We start from the raw sequence: 17,119 nt of genomic DNA on the forward strand, positions 1-17,119 counted from the left end.
TTTGGGTTTGCGTTGTTCGTCGTGGGCTTTGTGGCGTCCGGCAGATCAAGCGGCGGGCGCGGCGCTGGATTTACCCAGGCGATGCACGCCTACCGCCATACCCGCAGGCCCCCGGTGGCTGCCGGCCTGCCACCAATCATTCCAACCCCGCCAGCCCCCACGAGCTAGACCATTCCTGTAAAACTTCAATCTTGAATTTTTTTATTAAGTCAAGAACCACCCTGTTCAAATCCTTCCCAGCGTGCTACAAACTGGTTAAGCAATGATCTAGCTGCTTGATAACGAAGGGAAAAATATGACGAAGTCGGAGCTGATCGAACGTATTGTCACCCATCAGGGGCTGCTCTCGTCCAAGGACGTGGAGCTGGCCATCAAGACCATGCTTGAGCAGATGTCACAATGCCTTGCCACCGGCGATCGCATCGAGATCCGCGGTTTTGGTAGCTTCTCGCTGCACTATCGCGCACCTCGTGTAGGCCGCAACCCTAAGACCGGCCAGTCGGTCAGCCTCGAAGGCAAGTTCGTGCCGCACTTCAAGCCCGGTAAAGAGTTGCGCGATCGGGTCAATGAAGAAGAGCATGAGGCCCACACCTGATTCCACAAGGAGCAATCTGATGCGTAACCTCAAGCGCGCCCTGGCGGCGGTATTCGTGCTGCTGTTGGCGGCTGTGGTGCTGTTCTTCGTGCTGGAGAACCAGCAAACTGTCTCGTTGGTACTGTTCGGTTGGGCCGCCCCGGCCATGCCGGTTGCCGTGCTGGTGTTGGCCGCCCTGGTCATTGGCCTGGCAGTCGGGCCGTTGCTGGGTGCCTACGGCGTGCAGCGAAGCAAACGCAAGATCAGGGCGTCTGCCCGGCAAGCTGCACTGAGCGGCAACTAAAGAAATATCCTACGCACTTTTAGGAAAGGCTCACCTATGCGTCAGTCGGCTGTCGTGGAGTAATAGCCCACTTCATTTTCGGCCAGGCGAGTGTGCGTAGCATGGAGTACCCCTGTCTTTCCCATCACGGTGGTACCCGGGGTGTCACCGGGTCCTGTCACCAACTGCACCTGGACCCGTCCACCAGCTTGCTGGTCGACTGCGGCCTGGAACAGGGTGCCGATGCGCCGCCCGGTTCAGAAACCGCCCCGCTCGGTTTTGATATCCAGGGCATTCGGGCGCTGGTCATTACCCATGTGCACCTCGACCATGTCGGCCGCATACCCGCTTTGCTGGCCGCGGGCTACCGAGGCCCGATATTCTGCAGCGAGCCGTCCGCCCGGTTGCTGCCACTGGTGCTTGAAGATTCCTACAAGCTCAGCATCAGCAGCGAGCCCGCCCATGTGGCGAGGTACCTCGATTTCATTCGTGACCTGATCGTGCCCCTGCCTTTCGAACAATGGCACACCCTGGTCAACCAACCCGGCCTCACGTGCCGCGTTCGCCTGCAACGTGCCGGCCATCTGCTAGGTTCGGCATATGTTGAATGCGACATGCAGCATGCGCAGGCCAATACACGCTATGTGTTCTCTGGCGACCTTGGCGCCTGTGGCAATCCCTTGCTGCGCCCCGTGCAGCCCCCGGAGAGGGCTGATGTGCTGGTACTCGAAAGCACCTATGGCGACCGCGTGCACCCGCCTGCAGGCGACCGTCAGCAGCGGCTCGAGGCGGCCATCGACCGTGCTCTGGCCGACCAGGGCACGCTGCTCATTCCTGCCTTCAGCCTTGGCCGCACCCAGGAGTTGCTGTACGAGCTCGAAGGTATTCTTCATCGCAAGGCCCTGAACAAGGCCGGCCCGGCTCCTGATGACGAACCGCTGGACTGGTCGCAATTGCCCATCATCCTTGACTCACCTTTGGCCCAACGCATCACCGGTGTGTACCGCCAGCTGCACGACTTCTGGAATGCCGAAGCCAGGGCGCGCCTTGCCGAAGGGCGCGACCCGTTGGGGTTCAGCCAGCTGATCAGCGTGGACACTCATACCCGCCACCAGCAGGTGGTCAATTACCTGAAGAGCACCGGTCGGCCGGCGATCGTGATTGCTGGCAACGGCATGTGTTCGGGTGGGCGCATCGTCAATTACCTCAAGGCCATGCTGGGGGACTCGCGGCACGAGGTAATGTTCGTCGGTTACCAGGCCAAGGGCACGCCGGGTGCGGTGATACAGGCGAGTGAAGGGGCGGAGGGGTTCGTGCAGATTGATCTGGATGGGCAGATGCATGAGGTGCGAGCCAAGGTCATGACGCTGCCGGGATATTCCGGGCATGCAGATCAGCAAGGGCTCTTGCGGTTTGCCTTGCATGGGCAGCAGCCTGCGCGTCGGGTAGTGCTTGTGCATGGCGAAGCGAAGGCGAAGCGAGCGTTGGCGGTGGCTCTTCGCCGCGGTGCGCACGACATACTGGAGGTTGGTATACCAGATTGATGGCAGACCAATGGTAATCCTGATCAGGAACTTTTAGAACTTTATGGTCTCTACCTAGGTCTTGGGGCGGATACACTGAGCAGTGACGTTCTAGGTCTAGCTTGGAGTATTCAAAAAGCCATTTGATGAGATAGGTTCTCATTGCGAGGTGGTAAATTGCCATCACCCTTGCTATTACTTTCGTATGGGATATCCTAGCGATGCGAAGCCTGCGGGTAAGAGTGACGCCTTGCCCCTTACTTCTTGGATAGTAACATTTCCCTCCCTTGCGGATGTTTTGTGTCCGCGGTTTTTATATTTCTCTCGTATTTTGGCTGTTGGCTGGCGGCTGGGGAGGGGGCGAAAGTAGCAGTGCTGGTGAAAAAGGATAAAAAACGAATGGCTACCGCGCAGTATGGCAGTGGTGAGGAAGTAGATCTTGGCGAGCTCTTTAAGAGCTTGTGGAAACAAAAATTTTTGATAGCTGCATTGGCAACAGCGGCCTTGCTACTTGCAACTCTTTACGCTTATACGCGCCAGCCTGTTTATCAGGCAGATCTGGCTATCGTTGCGCCATCTCATAACGATATTTCCGCGCTTAATTTTGGTCGCGGTGATGCTACCGGTCTGCCGTTAATTTCTGTTCGTGAAGTATATGATTTATATGTTCGCCAACTTTATTCTGAGAATGTGCAGCGGAAAGTGTTCGAAAGTGCCTATCTTCCTTCCCTGCCTGAAAGTCAGAGAGCATTGCCCCAAAATGTACTGTTTAAACAATTTTCTCGCTCGATTTTGATCAGCAAGGCGGGTGATGGAGACGCAGCACGTTATGTGGTTAGTGTGAATGACTCTGAACCGGCCGCGGCGGCGAAGTGGGCGGATATGCTTGTTGATACAGCTGCCGAGATGACCAGAAATGAGCTGCTGAAGAACATCTTGTCAGATGCTTCCATGCGCGCGGCTATGTTGGATAAAGAAATATCGGGTAAGCGTGAGGTAGCACGGAAGAAGCGGGAAGACCGACTGAGCAAATTGAAAGAAGCATTGTCGATTGCATTGGCGGTTGGCTTGAGGAAGCCGCCTATTATTACAGGAAGTGCTTCGGGGCTCGCGGTTCAGATGGATGGAGACCTCGCGTATATGCGTGGTAGCGATGCAATTCAGGCTGAAATTGACAATATTATCAAACGTCAGTCGGAAGACCCGTATATCGTTAATTTGCGTCAACTTGAAGAGCGCATGGCGTTTTATCGCGATTTGAAGATAGATGAGAGTGCGCTTCGCGTTTATCAGCGGGACGGAGTGCTGGCAATTCCGGACCAACCCGTCAAGCCCAGGAAGGCCTTGATTATCGGGGGTGGCTTTGTGGTCGGTACCGGGCTGGGTATCTTTTTCGCGCTCATTCGTTTCTTTGTGCGTGGGAAAAAAGAGCGGTTTGGTTAAAGGATGACTTGTATCGATTAGCTGTCGATACTGTGAAAGGGGCGTAAATTGAATTTTGTTCAGGTTAGAGCGCTGTACAAGAACAACCTGAAGGTAATTAGTAATTACCTGCATATGACGATGTTGCAGGTCTTGAATTCGTTCTTTTACTTGCTGATCTATCCTTATGTTATTCATTGCTTGGGGGTAGAAGGTTTTGGTTTGTATGTGTTTGCCTCCGGTATTGCCATGTACTTCATGGTCTTCGTGAATTTCGGGTTCGATATTCATGCGGCCAAGCTGGTTTCGCTAGAGCAGGATAATCAGGCTGCACATGCCGGTCTCATGGCTCGTGTGCTCATCGCAAAGTGCTGGCTTGCCTGTGCTGGTACAATTGTTTTTCTTGTGCTGATGAGTTTTTTTGAGTTCATGCAGACCCATTGGCTGGTTTTTTCCTTGGCATACGCCAATGTATTGTCCAGCGTGTTTTTGCCGCTTTGGTATTTCCATGGCATGCAGAGGATGAAAGTATTAACGATCATTCAATTGGCGTTGAAGGTTTTGTCACTGCCGTTGATTTTTCTGCTGGTTACCCAGGCGGCTGATTTGGTTGTTTACACTGCCATTGTTGTCGGTGTCAATGTGCTTGCCAGCTTGGTGGCCTTTGCCTTTGCAGTCCGAGCTTGTGGAAGCCTGGCGTTACCGGTTTATCAGGACGTGAAGGCGTTGCTGTTGGACGTGCAGCCATTCTTCTGGTCCACGGCCGCCAATACCTTCAAGCAAAAAAGTATTGAGGTCATCATCGGTAGCCTTTTCGGAATGAAAGAGGTTGCGATTTATGATTTGGCGAACAAGATTTTCTCGGTACCGAGCCTTCTGGCGTCAAATATTAACGCTGCGTTGTTTCCCGCGCTTATCCGCAATGCTCAACGAGAGTTGATCAGTAAAATCATAAAAATCGAACTCGGTGTTGGCCTGCTTTGTATTTTGTCGGTTGTACTTGCCGGGTACTGGGTTGTAGAGTTGATTGCGCCGCCAGGTATGGAGCAGGCCTATTATCTCTCAGTCTTGCTTAGCTTTAGTATTTTGACTTATCTCATTGTGGGTAGTCATATTTATTTTATTTATGTTCCCAATCAATGCTATGGTCTAGTGCTCAAGAATCAGATTGTTTCGATCATCTCGTTCTATGTTTTTTGTGCGCTTTATCTGAGTGTGAATTGGGATATCAGTTCTGTGGTCCTCGGCTTGGTGAGTTCAGCCATGCTGGAGATAGTCTATAGTTATAGGCTTGTAAAAAAAGTTCCTGAATATCAATAGGTTTTCTGGGCTTGACGCCATGTCATGAAGTGGAAGGTAGGCGATTTATGGAGAGATTCGACGTTCCAGTAGCTTTGTTCTTGTTCAAGCGCATCGACAAGCCTCTGGAAATCATCAAGCAGCTGGCCAACATTGCGCCGGCGCGTCTTTACCTGCTTTCTGATGGTGGGCGGAATGACGATGAGCGACGTCTGGTCGCTGAGTGCCGCGAGGCGATAGAGCAGGCTGTAACCTGGGATTGTGAAATAGTCAGGAAGTACGAAGCCAATAACGTAGGCGTTTATGAAAATATTGCAGGTGGCGCGAAATGGGTGCTGCAGCGAGAGCCATTTGCCATATTTCTGGAAGACGACAACTTTCCAGAGATTACCTTCTTTCGGTTTTGCAAAGAGCTGTTGGAAAAGTATGAGCACGATACGCGTATCTTGTGGATTTGTGGAACGAACTATCTGAAAACCTATGCGCCACAGGATGGCTCCAGTTACCTGTTCTCCAAGAACATGATGCCGTGCGGTTGGGCATCCTGGGCAAGTAAGTTCATACCTTTCTATGATGGTGAGCTTGCTCTCTGGCAGGATCCATATGTGCGTGAACGTATCCGTCGGGAATATGCATATGAGAAGCTCTACTACCAGGATCGTTACAATATAGAGTATGAGCTGGATGCCATGGCCACATCTGGGCGTTTCTACTCGTGGGATTACCAGATGAGCTTTTCTATTCGGGCCCATAATTTATATGGTATTGTCCCGGCATATAATCAGATCACTAACATCGGTGTGGACAGTGATTCGACGCACGGCGGTACGTCGATGGAGGATGTCATGACGAAGCGATTCTGCGGTCTTCCAGTACGACCCATGGAGTTTCCATTGAAGCACCCCAAGACACTTTTGGTTGATGAGGCTTTTGAAGTTGCCGTTGCCAAGATTATCCTTCATCCTGATTTTTTCTCTTTAAAATCAAGGCTTTCTCGTGGTGTGCGCAAACTGCTCGGTATCCGCAAGACTGAAAGTATTCTCGGTTACTTCAAGAATAAGATAGCCTGAATCATGTCGCCGATGCAGAGCCGGTACCTTTCGATAGTCTTATCCTTTCCAGTATTTTTGCTGATGTGGGGACTATATGGGTGGAATACCTGGAACGGCGATCGTGAAGGATATGAGCTGTACTACAATACGCGTGTTACGTTGGCCAGTTGGGGTAAAGAGATCGGTTATGGGTATCTTAATATCCTGGCGAATCGTTCGGGTGTATCCTTTGGCCTTTTTCAGATTGTTTTATCGCTGGTGACATTGCTTTGCCTCTATCGCTATGTGCTTAAGAAGTCAGTCGCTCCTGTGGCATCATTGCTGGCATATTTTGTATGTTTTTTCGCATTGGACTTTGTTTTGATGCGTAACTTTTTGGCATTTGCCATATGCCTGCAGGCGATCTTGTGTTTGTGCGAAGGAGGGTGGAGAGGCCGGCTTGCCTACGCGATGCTGATCCTGTTGGCAACCAGCGTACATCAGTCTTCGTTGATCTACATGGTGTTTGTAGTAATGCCTTTGGGTCGGGCGCTGCCGCTGACTCGTTTTTTGCTGTTCTACTGCACCTGCATCGGTTTCTACCTGTTGATTCGATATTTTGTACCGCTTCCGGACGCAGTTGCTGCGCATTTCAGTTACTACACTACTTCGTTAAAGAGCTCGATCTTCAATTCGGTGGTTCATCTCTTTTCCGTTTTGTTTCTGGCATTGGTTGTAGTGGGGGAGCGAAGAAGTATTTTGCGGTGTAGCGGCGCAGATGAGCGGGGCAAAGAATTGATTTTTGTTTACAACATGAATCTCCTTTCATTGTTGTTCATTCCGCTCTATTTTGAGTCGGAAATTTTCATCAGATTGTTTCGCTTTGTTCTGTTTTTCAATGTTTTGCATTGCGTAAATGCTTTGTTTGTGTGGCGGAAGACTCATTTTCTTATAGTGGGTTATCTGTCTTTTTTGATGCTATATCTCGTTATATTTTTCCTGGTTCCGGTGGCTGAGTACTCGGTGATACCATTGTTCAAGAATAATGCACTGTTAGGGCTGGGTTGATGGGAGTGTACACGATGCAACAAGGTCTCTTTGGTGCAGGGCGCGGCGTATTCGAAGTTGAGGCTTACTCATGAAAGTAGTTTTTCTGGGTGGGGTGTTCACCGATGCGGACCGCGCATCAATTGTCAGTCACTCGCAGGGCAGCATCCAGTTCGCAGCGGATACGTTGCAGAAGAACTATATCCGCGGCTTCAGTCAGCGTCCTGAAGTCAGCGAGGTGAAGGTAGTCAACCTTCCGTTCATAGGTGCCTACCCACGACGATATAAAAAATTGTTCTATTCGCCAGCAGTTACGCGGGAAAATTTGAATGGAGCTACTGTCAACAATCGCTCTTTTCTGAATTTGACGATTATCAAGAACCTGCACAAGGTGCTGGTTGCTTACCGAGGCATACAAGATAATCTTCCCAAGGTTGAAGGTGAGCGCTCATTGCTGGTCTGCTATTCAATGCACCTTCCGTTTCTTGTTGCGTGCAGGCTGGTTCGGGCAGTGCGTAAAGACGTGGATTTTTGCGTCATCGTTCCGGATCTTCCGGAATATATGGCAGTACGCTCCGGCCTCTCCAAGCTTGTGTTTCATACGTTGGCGCGGCTTTCGTACCGCATTGTGAACGGTGCTGATAGCGTGGTCGCAATCACCGATGCCATGCTGGACGTGTTTTCACCTAAGCTTAAAAAAGTTGTCGTGGAGGGGATTGCCGACAGCGATTACGTCAGTCGCCCATCCTCGCCAGTACGTAAACCTTATTTCCTGTATAGCGGCACCTTGGACAGGCGGTATGGGATCCGCAAGCTACTGGAGGCATTTGTCGCGGCCAATATTGAGAATTATGAACTCTATATCTGCGGTGATGGTGATGATCGCGCCAATGTGGAAAGTGTCTCGGCAGCCGACGCTCGGGTAAAATATCTCGGGCAGCTTGATAGAAATGCCGTTCTCGCACTGCAGCGTGAGGCCTCGCTGTTGATCAATCCACGTGACAACGAATCAGCGTTCACCAAGTATTCGTTTCCGTCCAAAATAATTGAATACATGTCGTCCGGTGTGCCGGTCATGATGTATGCGCTTGACGGTATACCGGCGGAATATTATTGTTTTTGCTATCTGGTTCCACCTGGCGCAGATGGGCTGCAAGAGATGCTGACCAAGGTGGCTTCGTTCGGTGCCGATGAACTCGTCAAAATGGGGGAGTCGGCAAAAAAATTTGTTGAAGATCATAAAATGCCCAGTGCTCAGGTCGCCAAGGTGCTGGATGCCATAAAAGGGAAAACTCATGTTTAAAGGCAAAAAATTACTTATCACCGGCGGAACCGGATCGTTTGGCAATGCTGTTCTTAAGCGTTTCCTGGACACGGATATCGCGGAAATCCGTATCTTCAGCCGGGATGAGAAGAAACAGGATGACATGCGAAAGCGCTACGCTAGCTCAAAGCTGAAGTTTTATATCGGTGATGTGCGTGATTACCAGAGTGTTTTGAATGCGACCCGTGGTGTGGACTACATTTTTCATGCGGCCGCATTGAAGCAGGTCCCATCTTGCGAATTTCACCCAATGGAGGCGGTCAAGACCAACGTGATCGGCACGGAAAACCTCCTGGAAGCCGCTATTCAAAACGAGGTACGCCGGGTTGTCTGCCTGAGCACTGACAAGGCTGTCTATCCAATCAATGCCATGGGTATTTCCAAGGCGATGATGGAAAAGGTGATGGTTGCAAAATCCCGCAACGTTGATGAAAGAAAAACGGTGATTTGCGGTACACGCTACGGCAACGTGATGGCTTCTCGTGGTTCGGTCATCCCGCTGTTCATCGAGCAGATTCGTGCCGGTCAGCCACTGACCTTGACTGACCCCAACATGACGCGTTTCATGATGACCCTGTCCGATGCTGTCGACCTGGTGCTGTATGCCTTTGAGCATGGCAACAATGGCGACCTCTTCGTACAGAAGGCCCCCGCCGCAACCATCGAAGTACTGGCAAAGGCGCTGACCGAGTTGGTTGGCAAACCGGAGCACCCGATCAATGTCATTGGTACCCGTCATGGCGAAAAACTCTACGAGGCCCTGCTGAGCCGGGAAGAGTTGGTTTGTGCCGAGGACATGGGTGACTACTATCGCGTACCGCCAGATCTGCGCGATTTGAACTATGCGAAGTTCGTGGAAGAGGGCGAAACCCAGATCTCCATCACCGAGGACTATAACTCGCACAACACCCAGCGCCTTGATGTCGCCGGCATGCAGCAATTGCTGCGCAAGCTCGACTTCATCCGTGCCATCGAGCGTGGCGAGCATGCGACCCCAGAGGAGTAAGACCATGAAAGTACTGGTCACCGGGGCCAATGGCTTCGTAGGGCGAAACCTGCTGGTGCACCTTGGCGAGCGCAAGGACATCGAGGTTGTGCTGTTCACCCGAGAGCATGCTCTTGATTCGTTGACCGACAAGGTTCGCGATGTCGACTTCGTCTTCCACCTGGCGGGGATTAACCGGCCAAAGGACCCGGAGGAATTCAAAGTTGGCAATGCCGACCTGACTGTGGAGTTGTGCCGCGCGATCGAGGCAAGCGGGCGTAAGATTCCTGTCCTATATACCTCATCGAGCCAGGCTGAGCTTGATAATGCCTATGGTGCCAGTAAGCGCTCCGCCGAGCAGGCGTTAGCCGAACTGCAGGCGCGGCATGGCTCTGCCGTTCACCTGTTCCGTCTCCCCAACGTGTTTGGCAAGTGGGCGCGACCTAACTACAACTCCGCGGTCGCCACCTTCTGCCACAACATCGTGCACGGTCTGGACATCACCATCAATGACCCGCAGGCGCGAATCAACCTTGTCTATATCGACGATGTGGTCAAGGCGTTCATTCAGGTGATGGATGGCGTGCAGTCTGGCACGCCTTTCGCTCAGGTCGAGCCCCAATACAGCATTACGGTCGGAGAGCTGGCTGATTTGCTGCGCACGTTCCGTGACAGCCGCGCGAGCATGGTTACAGAGGCGGTGGGCACTGGTTTGTTGCGCGCCCTGTATTCTACTTATTTGAGCTACATGCCCCCCGAAAACTTCACTTATACGGTCCCAAAGCATGGCGACCCGCGGGGTGTGTTCGTCGAGATGCTGAAAACCAAGGACAGTGGCCAGTTTTCCTACTTCACTGCGCATCCAGGCATTACCCGAGGTGGGCACTACCACCACACCAAGACCGAAAAGTTTCTGGTGATCAAAGGAAAAGCGTGTTTCCGCTTCCGCCATGTGGTCTCAGGGGCTTTCCACGAACTGATCACGTCTGGCGATGAGCCCGAGATTGTCGAGACTGTCCCTGGCTGGACCCATGACATCACCAACGTAGGGGATGATGAAATGATCGTCATGCTATGGGCCAACGAAATTTTCGACCGTGAAAACCCCGATACCTACGCTCGGCCAGTAGGCACCGAAGCCTGAATGGCCCGAGAGGATGAATTGATGAAAAAACTGAAAGTTGTCACTGTCGTTGGTACCCGGCCGGAGATCATCCGGCTGTCGCGTGTGATCGCGCGCCTTGATGAGTACTGCGAGCACATTCTGGTACACACCGGCCAAAATTATGACTACGAATTGAACGAAATTTTCTTTCAGGACTTGGGTATCCGCAAACCGGACCACTTCCTGAATGCCGCAGGTGCGAGCGGTGCCGAGACCATCGGTAATGTGATCATTGCAGTGGACAAGGTACTGGCGGAGGTCAAGCCAGAAGCCCTGCTGGTGCTGGGCGATACCAACAGCTGCATGGCCGTATTGCCGGCCAAGCGCCGGAAAATTCCGACCTTCCATATGGAGGCAGGCAACCGCTGTTTCGACATGCGCGTGCCGGAAGAAATCAACCGCCGCATCGTTGACCATACCGCCGACATCAACCTGACCTATAGCACCATCGCCCGTGATTACCTGCTGCGCGAAGGTCTGCCAGCTGACCAGATCATCAAGACCGGCAGCCCGATGTTCGAGGTGCTCGAACATTACCGCAGCGGTATCGAGGCTTCGGATGTGCTGCAGCGTCTTGGCCTGGAACCAGGCAAGTTCTTTGTCGTGAGTGCCCACCGGGAAGAAAACATCGACTCCGACAAGAACTTCCTCAAGCTGGTTGATGTACTCAACACCGTGGCGGCAGAGTTCGACCTACCGGTGATTGTGTCCACCCACCCGCGTACCCAGAAGCGCGTCGACGCCATGGGTATCAACTTCCACGCCAACGTGCGGTTGCTCAAGCCGCTTGGGTTCAAGGACTACAACAAGCTGCAGTCCGAAGCCCGCGCCGTGCTTTCCGACAGTGGCACGATCAATGAAGAGGCATCGATCCTTAACTTCCCGGCATTGAACATCCGCGAGGCGCACGAGCGTCCTGAAGGGATGGAGGAAGCTGCGGCGATGATGGTTGGCCTTGAGGTGGAGCGTGTGCTGCAAGGGTTGGGCATCCTCGAGCGGCAGGCGCGTGGGGCCACCCGCAGTCTGCGTCTGGTTGCCGACTACAGCATGCCGAATGTTTCCGACAAGGTTGTGCGTATCCTGCACAGCTATACCGACTATGTTAACCGCGTAGTCTGGAAGCGCTACTGAACCGGAAGCTATCGATGGCAGCTGAAAAATTGCGCGTACTGGTTGTAACGCAGTACTTCTGGCCGGAAAACATGCGGATCAACGATATGGTTCGCGACTTCACCGCCAGGGGTCATGAAGTGACGGTACTGACAGGTCTCCCCAACTATCCGGAGGGGAATGTTTACCAGGACTACAAGGCTAGCCCAGAAGCGTTTTCATCCTATGAGGGGGCACAAGTTGTTCGCGTGCCTCTGGTGCCCCGTGGCAAACGTAGTGTGCAGCTGGTGCTGAACTACCTGTCGTTCTGCGTGCTGGCATCCTTGCTGGGTGCCTTCAAGTTGCGCGGGCGCAAGTTCGATGCTGTCTTCGTTTATGCCGTTTCGCCCATTCTGGCGGCCATTCCGGCTGTTGTAATTGGGCGGCTGAAGCGTGCGCCGGTGTTTGTATGGGTGCTCGACTTGTGGCCGGAAACGTTGCGGGCGGTGAACGTCATTCATAACCGCCGCTTGTTGGACTTGGTAGGCAAGGCGGTATCGTGGATCTACAACCGCACCGACTATTTGCTACTGCAGTCTCGCGGCTTTTTCGACAATGTGCGCCGCTACTGCACACGAACAATCGATGAAGAGCGATTGGTGTACTTCCCCAGTTGGGCGGAAGACGATTTTTCGGCACAAATGGATACACCCTGCACGTTAATTGCTCCGGATAGCTCGGTGTTCACGGTTGTCTTTGCCGGAAACATAGGTGAAGCACAAGATTTTCCAGCTATTCTTGACGCCGCACAGGCATTGCGTGGTGATGTTGCCGTTCGTTGGGTCATTGTCGGTGACGGACGTATGAGCGCCTGGTTGGCTGACGAAGTGCGTAAGCGCGCCCTCGACAATGTTCATCTGCTAGGCCGCCATCCACTTGAGGCCATGCCACCACTCTTCGCCCAGGCAGATGCGTTGCTGGTATCACTGCGTACTAATGACGTGTTCGAACAGACCATCCCTGGCAAAGTGCAGGCGTATCTCGCTTCTGGCAGGCCGATACTGGGCATGATCAACGGTGAGGCAGCGCGGGTCATCGACGCAGCGGGTGCTGGCTATACCTGTGCGTCCGGAGATGGGAAAGGACTGGCAACCATAACCCGAAAGATGGCTACCCTTGCGACTGAACAGCGCAAGGCTCTAGGGGAAAGCGGGCGTCGCTTCTATGAACAGGAGTTCGCTCGCCAAGTGCTGCTGACGCGTCTTGAGCAGCTTTTTGGTGATGCCACCATACGAAGGGCAAGTTGATGAATCATCGTATATTCCTCACCGGGGCTAGTGGCTTCGTGGGCAGTGCCTTACTGCACCGGCTGGTGAACGACGGTCTGCCAACCGTGGCTACAGTACGCAGTGATAGCCCGATGTTGCCAGCCAACGTGCAAACGGTGCGCTTCGAAACATTCGATGATGCCAGCCAATGGGGCGAGGCTTTGCAGAAATGCGACACCGTCATTCACTGCGCTGCTCGTGTTCATGTGATGAATGATACCGAGGTCGACCCGCTTGCTGCGTTTCGCAAGGTTAACGTGCGAGGGACGTTAGCGTTGGCTCGTCAGGCGGTAGCGGCAGGGGTGAAACGCTTCATTTTTGTTAGCTCGATCAAGGTCAATGGCGAGGAAACTGCACCTGGACAGCCCTACACTGCAGACGACCGCCCGCAACCTCAAGACCCTTATGGCATTTCCAAGATGGAAGCAGAGGTTGAATTGCAGGCGTTGTCAAAAGCGTCCGGATTGGAGGTGGTTATCATCCGGCCTGTGCTTGTATACGGCCCTGGGGTCAAGGCCAATTTCGAAGCCATGATGCGCTGGTTGAACAAAGGTATGCCCTTGCCGTTCGGGTCCATTGACAATCGTCGCAGCCTGGTTGCACTCGACAACTTGGTGGACCTGATCGTGACCTGCATCGATCACCCGGCTGCTGCTAACCAGGTGTTTCTGGTAAGTGATGGCGAGGACCTTTCCACCACCGCGCTGTTGCGCCGAATGGGCCAGGCCCTGGGGGCTGCGCCTCGCTTGCTGCCGGTACCTGCCTGGGTCCTGACCAGTGGTGCTCGCCTTCTTGGCCGTACGGCGTTGTCCAAAAGGCTATGTGGGTCTTTGCAGGTGGATATCGAAAAAACGCGTAAGGTACTTGGCTGGCAGCCGCCGCTGAGTGTCGATGCCGCACTCGGGGCAACTGCGCAACATTTTAAGGAATCGTCGAACAAATGATGTTTTGGTGGCTTTTACCCGTTGTGCTTTTGTGTTCGCTGGCCATGACCGGGACATTGCGACGTTATGCATTGGCCAAGAACATCATCGATGTCCCCAATGCCCGCAGTTCGCATTCTATCCCCACGCCCCGCGGCGGGGGTGTGTCGATCGTCGTGGCATTCCTGGCTGCATTGGCCGTGATGGCATTCCAGCCTGGCGCTCAGGCTGACACATTGATCGCATTGGGCGGGGCGGGCGCGGTGATCGCGGTGCTGGGCTTCATGGATGATCACGGTCATATCGCGGCACGCTGGCGGCTGCTGGGCCATTTTGCCGCAGCTATATGGATTCTGTTCTGGTTGGGTGGGTTACCGACACTACAAGCCTTCGGTTGGGCCATCGATCTTGGCTGGGCTGGTGCAGTACTTGCAGCTGTGTACCTGGTATGGCTGCTCAACCTGTACAACTTTATGGATGGAATCGATGGTATCGCCAGCGTCGAGGCAATCACTGTTTGTCTCGGGGCCAGCCTTCTTTACTGGTTGTGCGGTCAGCCGGGCCTGGTGGCCTTACCGTTATTGCTGGCTGCTGCAGTATTGGGCTTTCTGGTGTGGAATTTTCCCCCTGCAAAAATTTTCATGGGTGATGCGGGCAGCGGTTTCTTAGGGATTGTGCTGGGCGGTTTGTCTCTTCAGGCAGCTTGGTCATCTTCCCAGTTGTTCTGGTGCTGGCTGATCTTGTTGGGGGTGTTTATTGTTGATGCCAGCTATACGCTCGTTCGTCGATTGATGCGCGGCGACAAGGTTTATGAGGCGCACCGCAGTCATGCTTACCAGTTCGCCTCACGTCGTTATGGCAGGCACTTGCCGGTAACCCTTGGTGTCATCGTGTTGAATGTGTTTTGGCTGCTGCCGGTCGCCCTGTGCGTCCTGCTATTGCAGCTAGATGGCTTACTAGGCTTGATCGTTGCCTACGCGCCATTGGTGCTGATCGCGGCCTATTACCGCGCCGGAAGCCTGGAATAGTCGCTTAGCGGTACATCTGACAAGAATCGGTTAATGAGAATCACTAGAGAACTCTGGGAGCCTATGGACAAGGTGCGCAAAATACTGCTCGGGCTACCGCGTAGACACAAGCGACTACTGCAGGTGCTGACTGATGTAGTACTGGTGTGGTTCGCTCTTTGGCTGGCGTTTTTGGTGCGGCTGGGTGTTGATGATTTGGCCAATCCTGTGATCGACCATACCTGGTTGTTTTTGTGCGCTCCGGTGGTTTCCATTCCCTTGTTCGTCCGCTTTGGCTTGTATCGGGCGGTCATGCGCTATTTTGGAAATGATGCTCTCATTGCCATCATCAAGGCTGTCACGCTTTCAGCGCTAATTCTCGGGTTCATAATCTACTGGGCCAGCAATCACCAGAATGTTGTGCCACGCTCGATAATGTTCAACTATTGGTGGCTAAGCTTGATTCTGGTGGGTGGACTGCGTTTGGCCATGCGACAGTATTTTCTCGGTGACTGGTTCACCGCCGCGGTCCAGCATGTTCCATTCACCAGTCGCGACGACGGTCTACCTAAAGTCGCCATCTATGGCGCCGGCACCGCGGGCAATCAGCTAGTAGCGGCCCTGCGAATGGACAAAGTCATGCGCCCGGTTGCTTTCATCGATGACGATCCCAGCCTTACCGACCGTGTAATCGCGGGTTTGCAGGTTTATCATCCGAAGCAATTGCAACGGCTGATAGACGTAACGGGGGCCCAAGAAATCCTGTTGGCGATTCCTTCTTCAACGCGCGCTAGGCGTCGGGAGATCCTTAACTTCCTTGAGGGCTTTCCACTGCATGTACGCACTGTGCCTGGCTTTATGGATCTGGCCAGCGGGAGAGTAAAGGTCGACGACATCCAGGAAGTGGACATTGCCGACCTGCTGGGCCGGGATGCCGTACCGGCACAAGCCGACCTTCTGGAGCGCTGCATTGTTGGGCAGACAGTGCTGGTTACCGGGGCCGGTGGGTCGATCGGCTCGGAACTGTGCCGGCAGATTGTTAGCCAGTCACCGAAAACCCTGCTGCTGTTCGACCACAGCGAGTTCAACCTGTACAGCATACTGTCCGAACTGGAGCAGCGCGCTGCCCGCGAGTCATTGTCGGTTTGCCTGGTGCCGATTCTGGGATCGGTCCGTAACCAGGCGCAGTTGCTCGACATAATGGGCACCTGGCGGGTCGACACCGTTTACCATGCCGCCGCCTACAAGCACGTGCCGATGGTGGAACACAACATTGCCGAAGGCCTGATGAACAATGTGATCGGCACCCTGCACACTGCCCAGGCGGCATTGCAGGCAGGCGTTTCCAACTTCGTGCTGATTTCTACAGACAAAGCTGTGCGCCCGACCAATGTGATGGGGAGTACCAAACGCCTGGCAGAAATGACATTGCAAGCCCTGAGCCGTGAAATGGCGCCTGTGCTGTTCGGTGATAGCGTTAACGTTTCCCAGGTCAACAAGACCCGTTTCACCATGGTGCGCTTTGGCAATGTGCTGGGTTCGTCAGGCTCGGTGATTCCGCTCTTTCATAAACAGATCAAGGCCGGCGGCCCGCTGACCGTCACTCACCCAAAAATTACCCGCTACTTCATGACCATTCCCGAAGCAGCGCAGCTGGTGATCCAGGCAGGCTCGATGGGCAAGGGCGGTGACGTGTTCGTGCTGGACATGGGTGAGCCGGTTAAAATTGTGGAGCTGGCCGAGAAGATGATTCATTTGTCTGGTTTCAGCGTGCGTTCAGAGCGTAATCCGATGGGCGATATCGCGATTGAGTTCACCGGATTGCGGCCTGGCGAGAAGCTCTATGAGGAGTTGCTGATTGGCGATAATGTGATTGCCACGCGGCATCCGATGATCATGAGCGCCAACGAAGACTTCCTGCCTTGGGACTCGCTCAAGGACGCCTTGCGGCAACTGCTGGCGGCAATCCAGGCTGATGATTTCATGCGGGTGCGGCAACTGTTGCGTGAAACCGTCAGCGGCTATTCGCCGGAGGGCGAGATTGTGGACTGGATTTACCAGCAGCGGCGCCTGGAGCCTTGACCCGCCAAGATGTAGTGTAAAAAGGGTCGCCAAGCGA

The 17,119-nt window shown here is 53.6% G+C and carries 15 protein-coding genes; all 15 read left to right on the plus strand.

Features of this window, described 5'->3' with window-relative positions; genetic code table 11:
- Positions 1–295 precede the first annotated feature (295 nt).
- The 15 genes from ihfB (at position 296) to QN085_RS06755 (ending at position 17,082) form a co-directional block, all read left to right on the plus strand.
- On the plus strand, positions 296–595 hold the full coding sequence (gene ihfB / locus QN085_RS06685; protein WP_013971456.1) for an integration host factor subunit beta: 300 nt from the start codon (positions 296–298) through the stop codon (positions 593–595).
- A 19-nt stretch (positions 596–614) separates the two neighbouring features.
- Entirely contained in the window at positions 615–878 is a 264-nt protein-coding gene (locus QN085_RS06690) for a lipopolysaccharide assembly protein LapA domain-containing protein (RefSeq protein WP_016715026.1), read from the plus strand.
- A 101-nt stretch (positions 879–979) separates the two neighbouring features.
- Positions 980–2,401 (plus strand): MBL fold metallo-hydrolase RNA specificity domain-containing protein, encoded by a 1,422-nt coding sequence (locus QN085_RS06695; RefSeq protein ID WP_285690055.1) that lies wholly within the window; start codon positions 980–982, stop codon positions 2,399–2,401.
- Between the two features lie 279 nt (positions 2,402–2,680).
- Positions 2,681–3,823 carry an LPS O-antigen chain length determinant protein WzzB gene (locus QN085_RS06700; RefSeq protein WP_285690057.1) on the plus strand — a complete coding sequence of 381 codons (1,143 nt, stop codon included), beginning with the start codon at positions 2,681–2,683 and terminating at the stop codon, positions 3,821–3,823.
- Positions 3,824–3,871: 48 nt separating this feature from the next.
- Positions 3,872–5,122 carry an oligosaccharide flippase family protein gene (locus QN085_RS06705; protein WP_285690059.1) on the plus strand — a complete coding sequence of 417 codons (1,251 nt, stop codon included), beginning with the start codon at positions 3,872–3,874 and terminating at the stop codon, positions 5,120–5,122.
- Between the two features lie 47 nt (positions 5,123–5,169).
- Positions 5,170–6,171 (plus strand): glycosyltransferase family 2 protein, encoded by a 1,002-nt coding sequence (locus QN085_RS06710; protein WP_285690061.1) that lies wholly within the window; start codon positions 5,170–5,172, stop codon positions 6,169–6,171.
- A gap of 3 nt (positions 6,172–6,174) precedes the next feature.
- The gene (locus QN085_RS06715; protein ID WP_285690063.1) at positions 6,175–7,200 is read left to right on the plus strand and encodes an EpsG family protein; all 1,026 of its coding nucleotides are present in this window, start codon (positions 6,175–6,177) and stop codon (positions 7,198–7,200) included.
- A 70-nt stretch (positions 7,201–7,270) separates the two neighbouring features.
- Positions 7,271–8,482 carry a glycosyltransferase gene (locus tag QN085_RS06720; RefSeq protein WP_285690065.1) on the plus strand — a complete coding sequence of 404 codons (1,212 nt, stop codon included), beginning with the start codon at positions 7,271–7,273 and terminating at the stop codon, positions 8,480–8,482.
- Positions 8,475–9,509, plus strand: coding sequence for a polysaccharide biosynthesis protein (locus QN085_RS06725; RefSeq protein WP_285690066.1), 1,035 nt, complete (start codon positions 8,475–8,477; stop codon positions 9,507–9,509). Before QN085_RS06720 ends, QN085_RS06725 begins: the two co-directional genes overlap by 8 nt.
- Positions 9,510–9,513: 4 nt before the next feature.
- On the plus strand, positions 9,514–10,632 hold the full coding sequence (wbjC, locus tag QN085_RS06730; protein WP_285690068.1) for a UDP-2-acetamido-2,6-beta-L-arabino-hexul-4-ose reductase: 1,119 nt from the start codon (positions 9,514–9,516) through the stop codon (positions 10,630–10,632).
- Positions 10,633–10,653: 21 nt separating this feature from the next.
- Entirely contained in the window at positions 10,654–11,784 is a 1,131-nt protein-coding gene (gene wecB, locus QN085_RS06735) for a non-hydrolyzing UDP-N-acetylglucosamine 2-epimerase (RefSeq protein ID WP_285690070.1), read from the plus strand.
- A 14-nt stretch (positions 11,785–11,798) separates the two neighbouring features.
- Positions 11,799–13,049 carry a glycosyltransferase family 4 protein gene (locus QN085_RS06740; RefSeq protein ID WP_285690071.1) on the plus strand — a complete coding sequence of 417 codons (1,251 nt, stop codon included), beginning with the start codon at positions 11,799–11,801 and terminating at the stop codon, positions 13,047–13,049.
- Complete coding sequence (locus QN085_RS06745; RefSeq protein WP_285690072.1) at positions 13,049–14,014, plus strand: UDP-glucose 4-epimerase family protein; 966 nt, start codon at positions 13,049–13,051, stop codon at positions 14,012–14,014. The genes QN085_RS06740 and QN085_RS06745 overlap by 1 nt, the downstream gene beginning before the upstream one ends.
- Positions 14,011–15,021: an MraY family glycosyltransferase gene (locus QN085_RS06750; protein WP_285690073.1), complete on the plus strand. Its 1,011-nt coding sequence runs from the start codon at positions 14,011–14,013 to the stop codon at positions 15,019–15,021. The genes QN085_RS06745 and QN085_RS06750 overlap by 4 nt, the downstream gene beginning before the upstream one ends.
- 63 nt (positions 15,022–15,084) lie before the next feature.
- Entirely contained in the window at positions 15,085–17,082 is a 1,998-nt protein-coding gene (locus tag QN085_RS06755; protein WP_285690074.1) for a polysaccharide biosynthesis protein, read from the plus strand.
- The last annotated feature ends 37 nt before the right edge of the window (positions 17,083–17,119 follow it).

It is taken from the genome of Pseudomonas sp. M2(2023) (genome assembly GCF_030263955.1).
Lineage (GTDB): Bacteria > Pseudomonadota > Gammaproteobacteria > Pseudomonadales > Pseudomonadaceae > Aquipseudomonas > Aquipseudomonas asiatica.

Bases quoted from the DNA above. Each gene is read 5' to 3' on its own strand.
- QN085_RS06725 (WP_285690066.1), top strand. From the start codon at position 8,475: ATGTTTAAAGGCAAAAAATTACTTATCACCGGCGGAACCGGATCGTTT.
- wecB (WP_285690070.1), top strand. From the start codon at position 10,654: ATGAAAAAACTGAAAGTTGTCACTGTCGTTGGTACCCGGCCGGAGATC.
- QN085_RS06755 (WP_285690074.1), top strand. From the start codon at position 15,085: ATGGACAAGGTGCGCAAAATACTGCTCGGGCTACCGCGTAGACACAAG.
- QN085_RS06695 (WP_285690055.1), top strand. From the start codon at position 980: ATGGAGTACCCCTGTCTTTCCCATCACGGTGGTACCCGGGGTGTCACC.
- QN085_RS06750 (WP_285690073.1), top strand. From the start codon at position 14,011: ATGATGTTTTGGTGGCTTTTACCCGTTGTGCTTTTGTGTTCGCTGGCC.
- QN085_RS06690 (WP_016715026.1), top strand. From the start codon at position 615: ATGCGTAACCTCAAGCGCGCCCTGGCGGCGGTATTCGTGCTGCTGTTG.
- QN085_RS06745 (WP_285690072.1), top strand. From the start codon at position 13,049: ATGAATCATCGTATATTCCTCACCGGGGCTAGTGGCTTCGTGGGCAGT.
- QN085_RS06710 (WP_285690061.1), top strand. From the start codon at position 5,170: ATGGAGAGATTCGACGTTCCAGTAGCTTTGTTCTTGTTCAAGCGCATC.
- QN085_RS06740 (WP_285690071.1), top strand. From the start codon at position 11,799: ATGGCAGCTGAAAAATTGCGCGTACTGGTTGTAACGCAGTACTTCTGG.
- QN085_RS06720 (WP_285690065.1), top strand. From the start codon at position 7,271: ATGAAAGTAGTTTTTCTGGGTGGGGTGTTCACCGATGCGGACCGCGCA.
- QN085_RS06715 (WP_285690063.1), top strand. From the start codon at position 6,175: ATGTCGCCGATGCAGAGCCGGTACCTTTCGATAGTCTTATCCTTTCCA.
- wbjC (WP_285690068.1), top strand. From the start codon at position 9,514: ATGAAAGTACTGGTCACCGGGGCCAATGGCTTCGTAGGGCGAAACCTG.
- ihfB (WP_013971456.1), top strand. From the start codon at position 296: ATGACGAAGTCGGAGCTGATCGAACGTATTGTCACCCATCAGGGGCTG.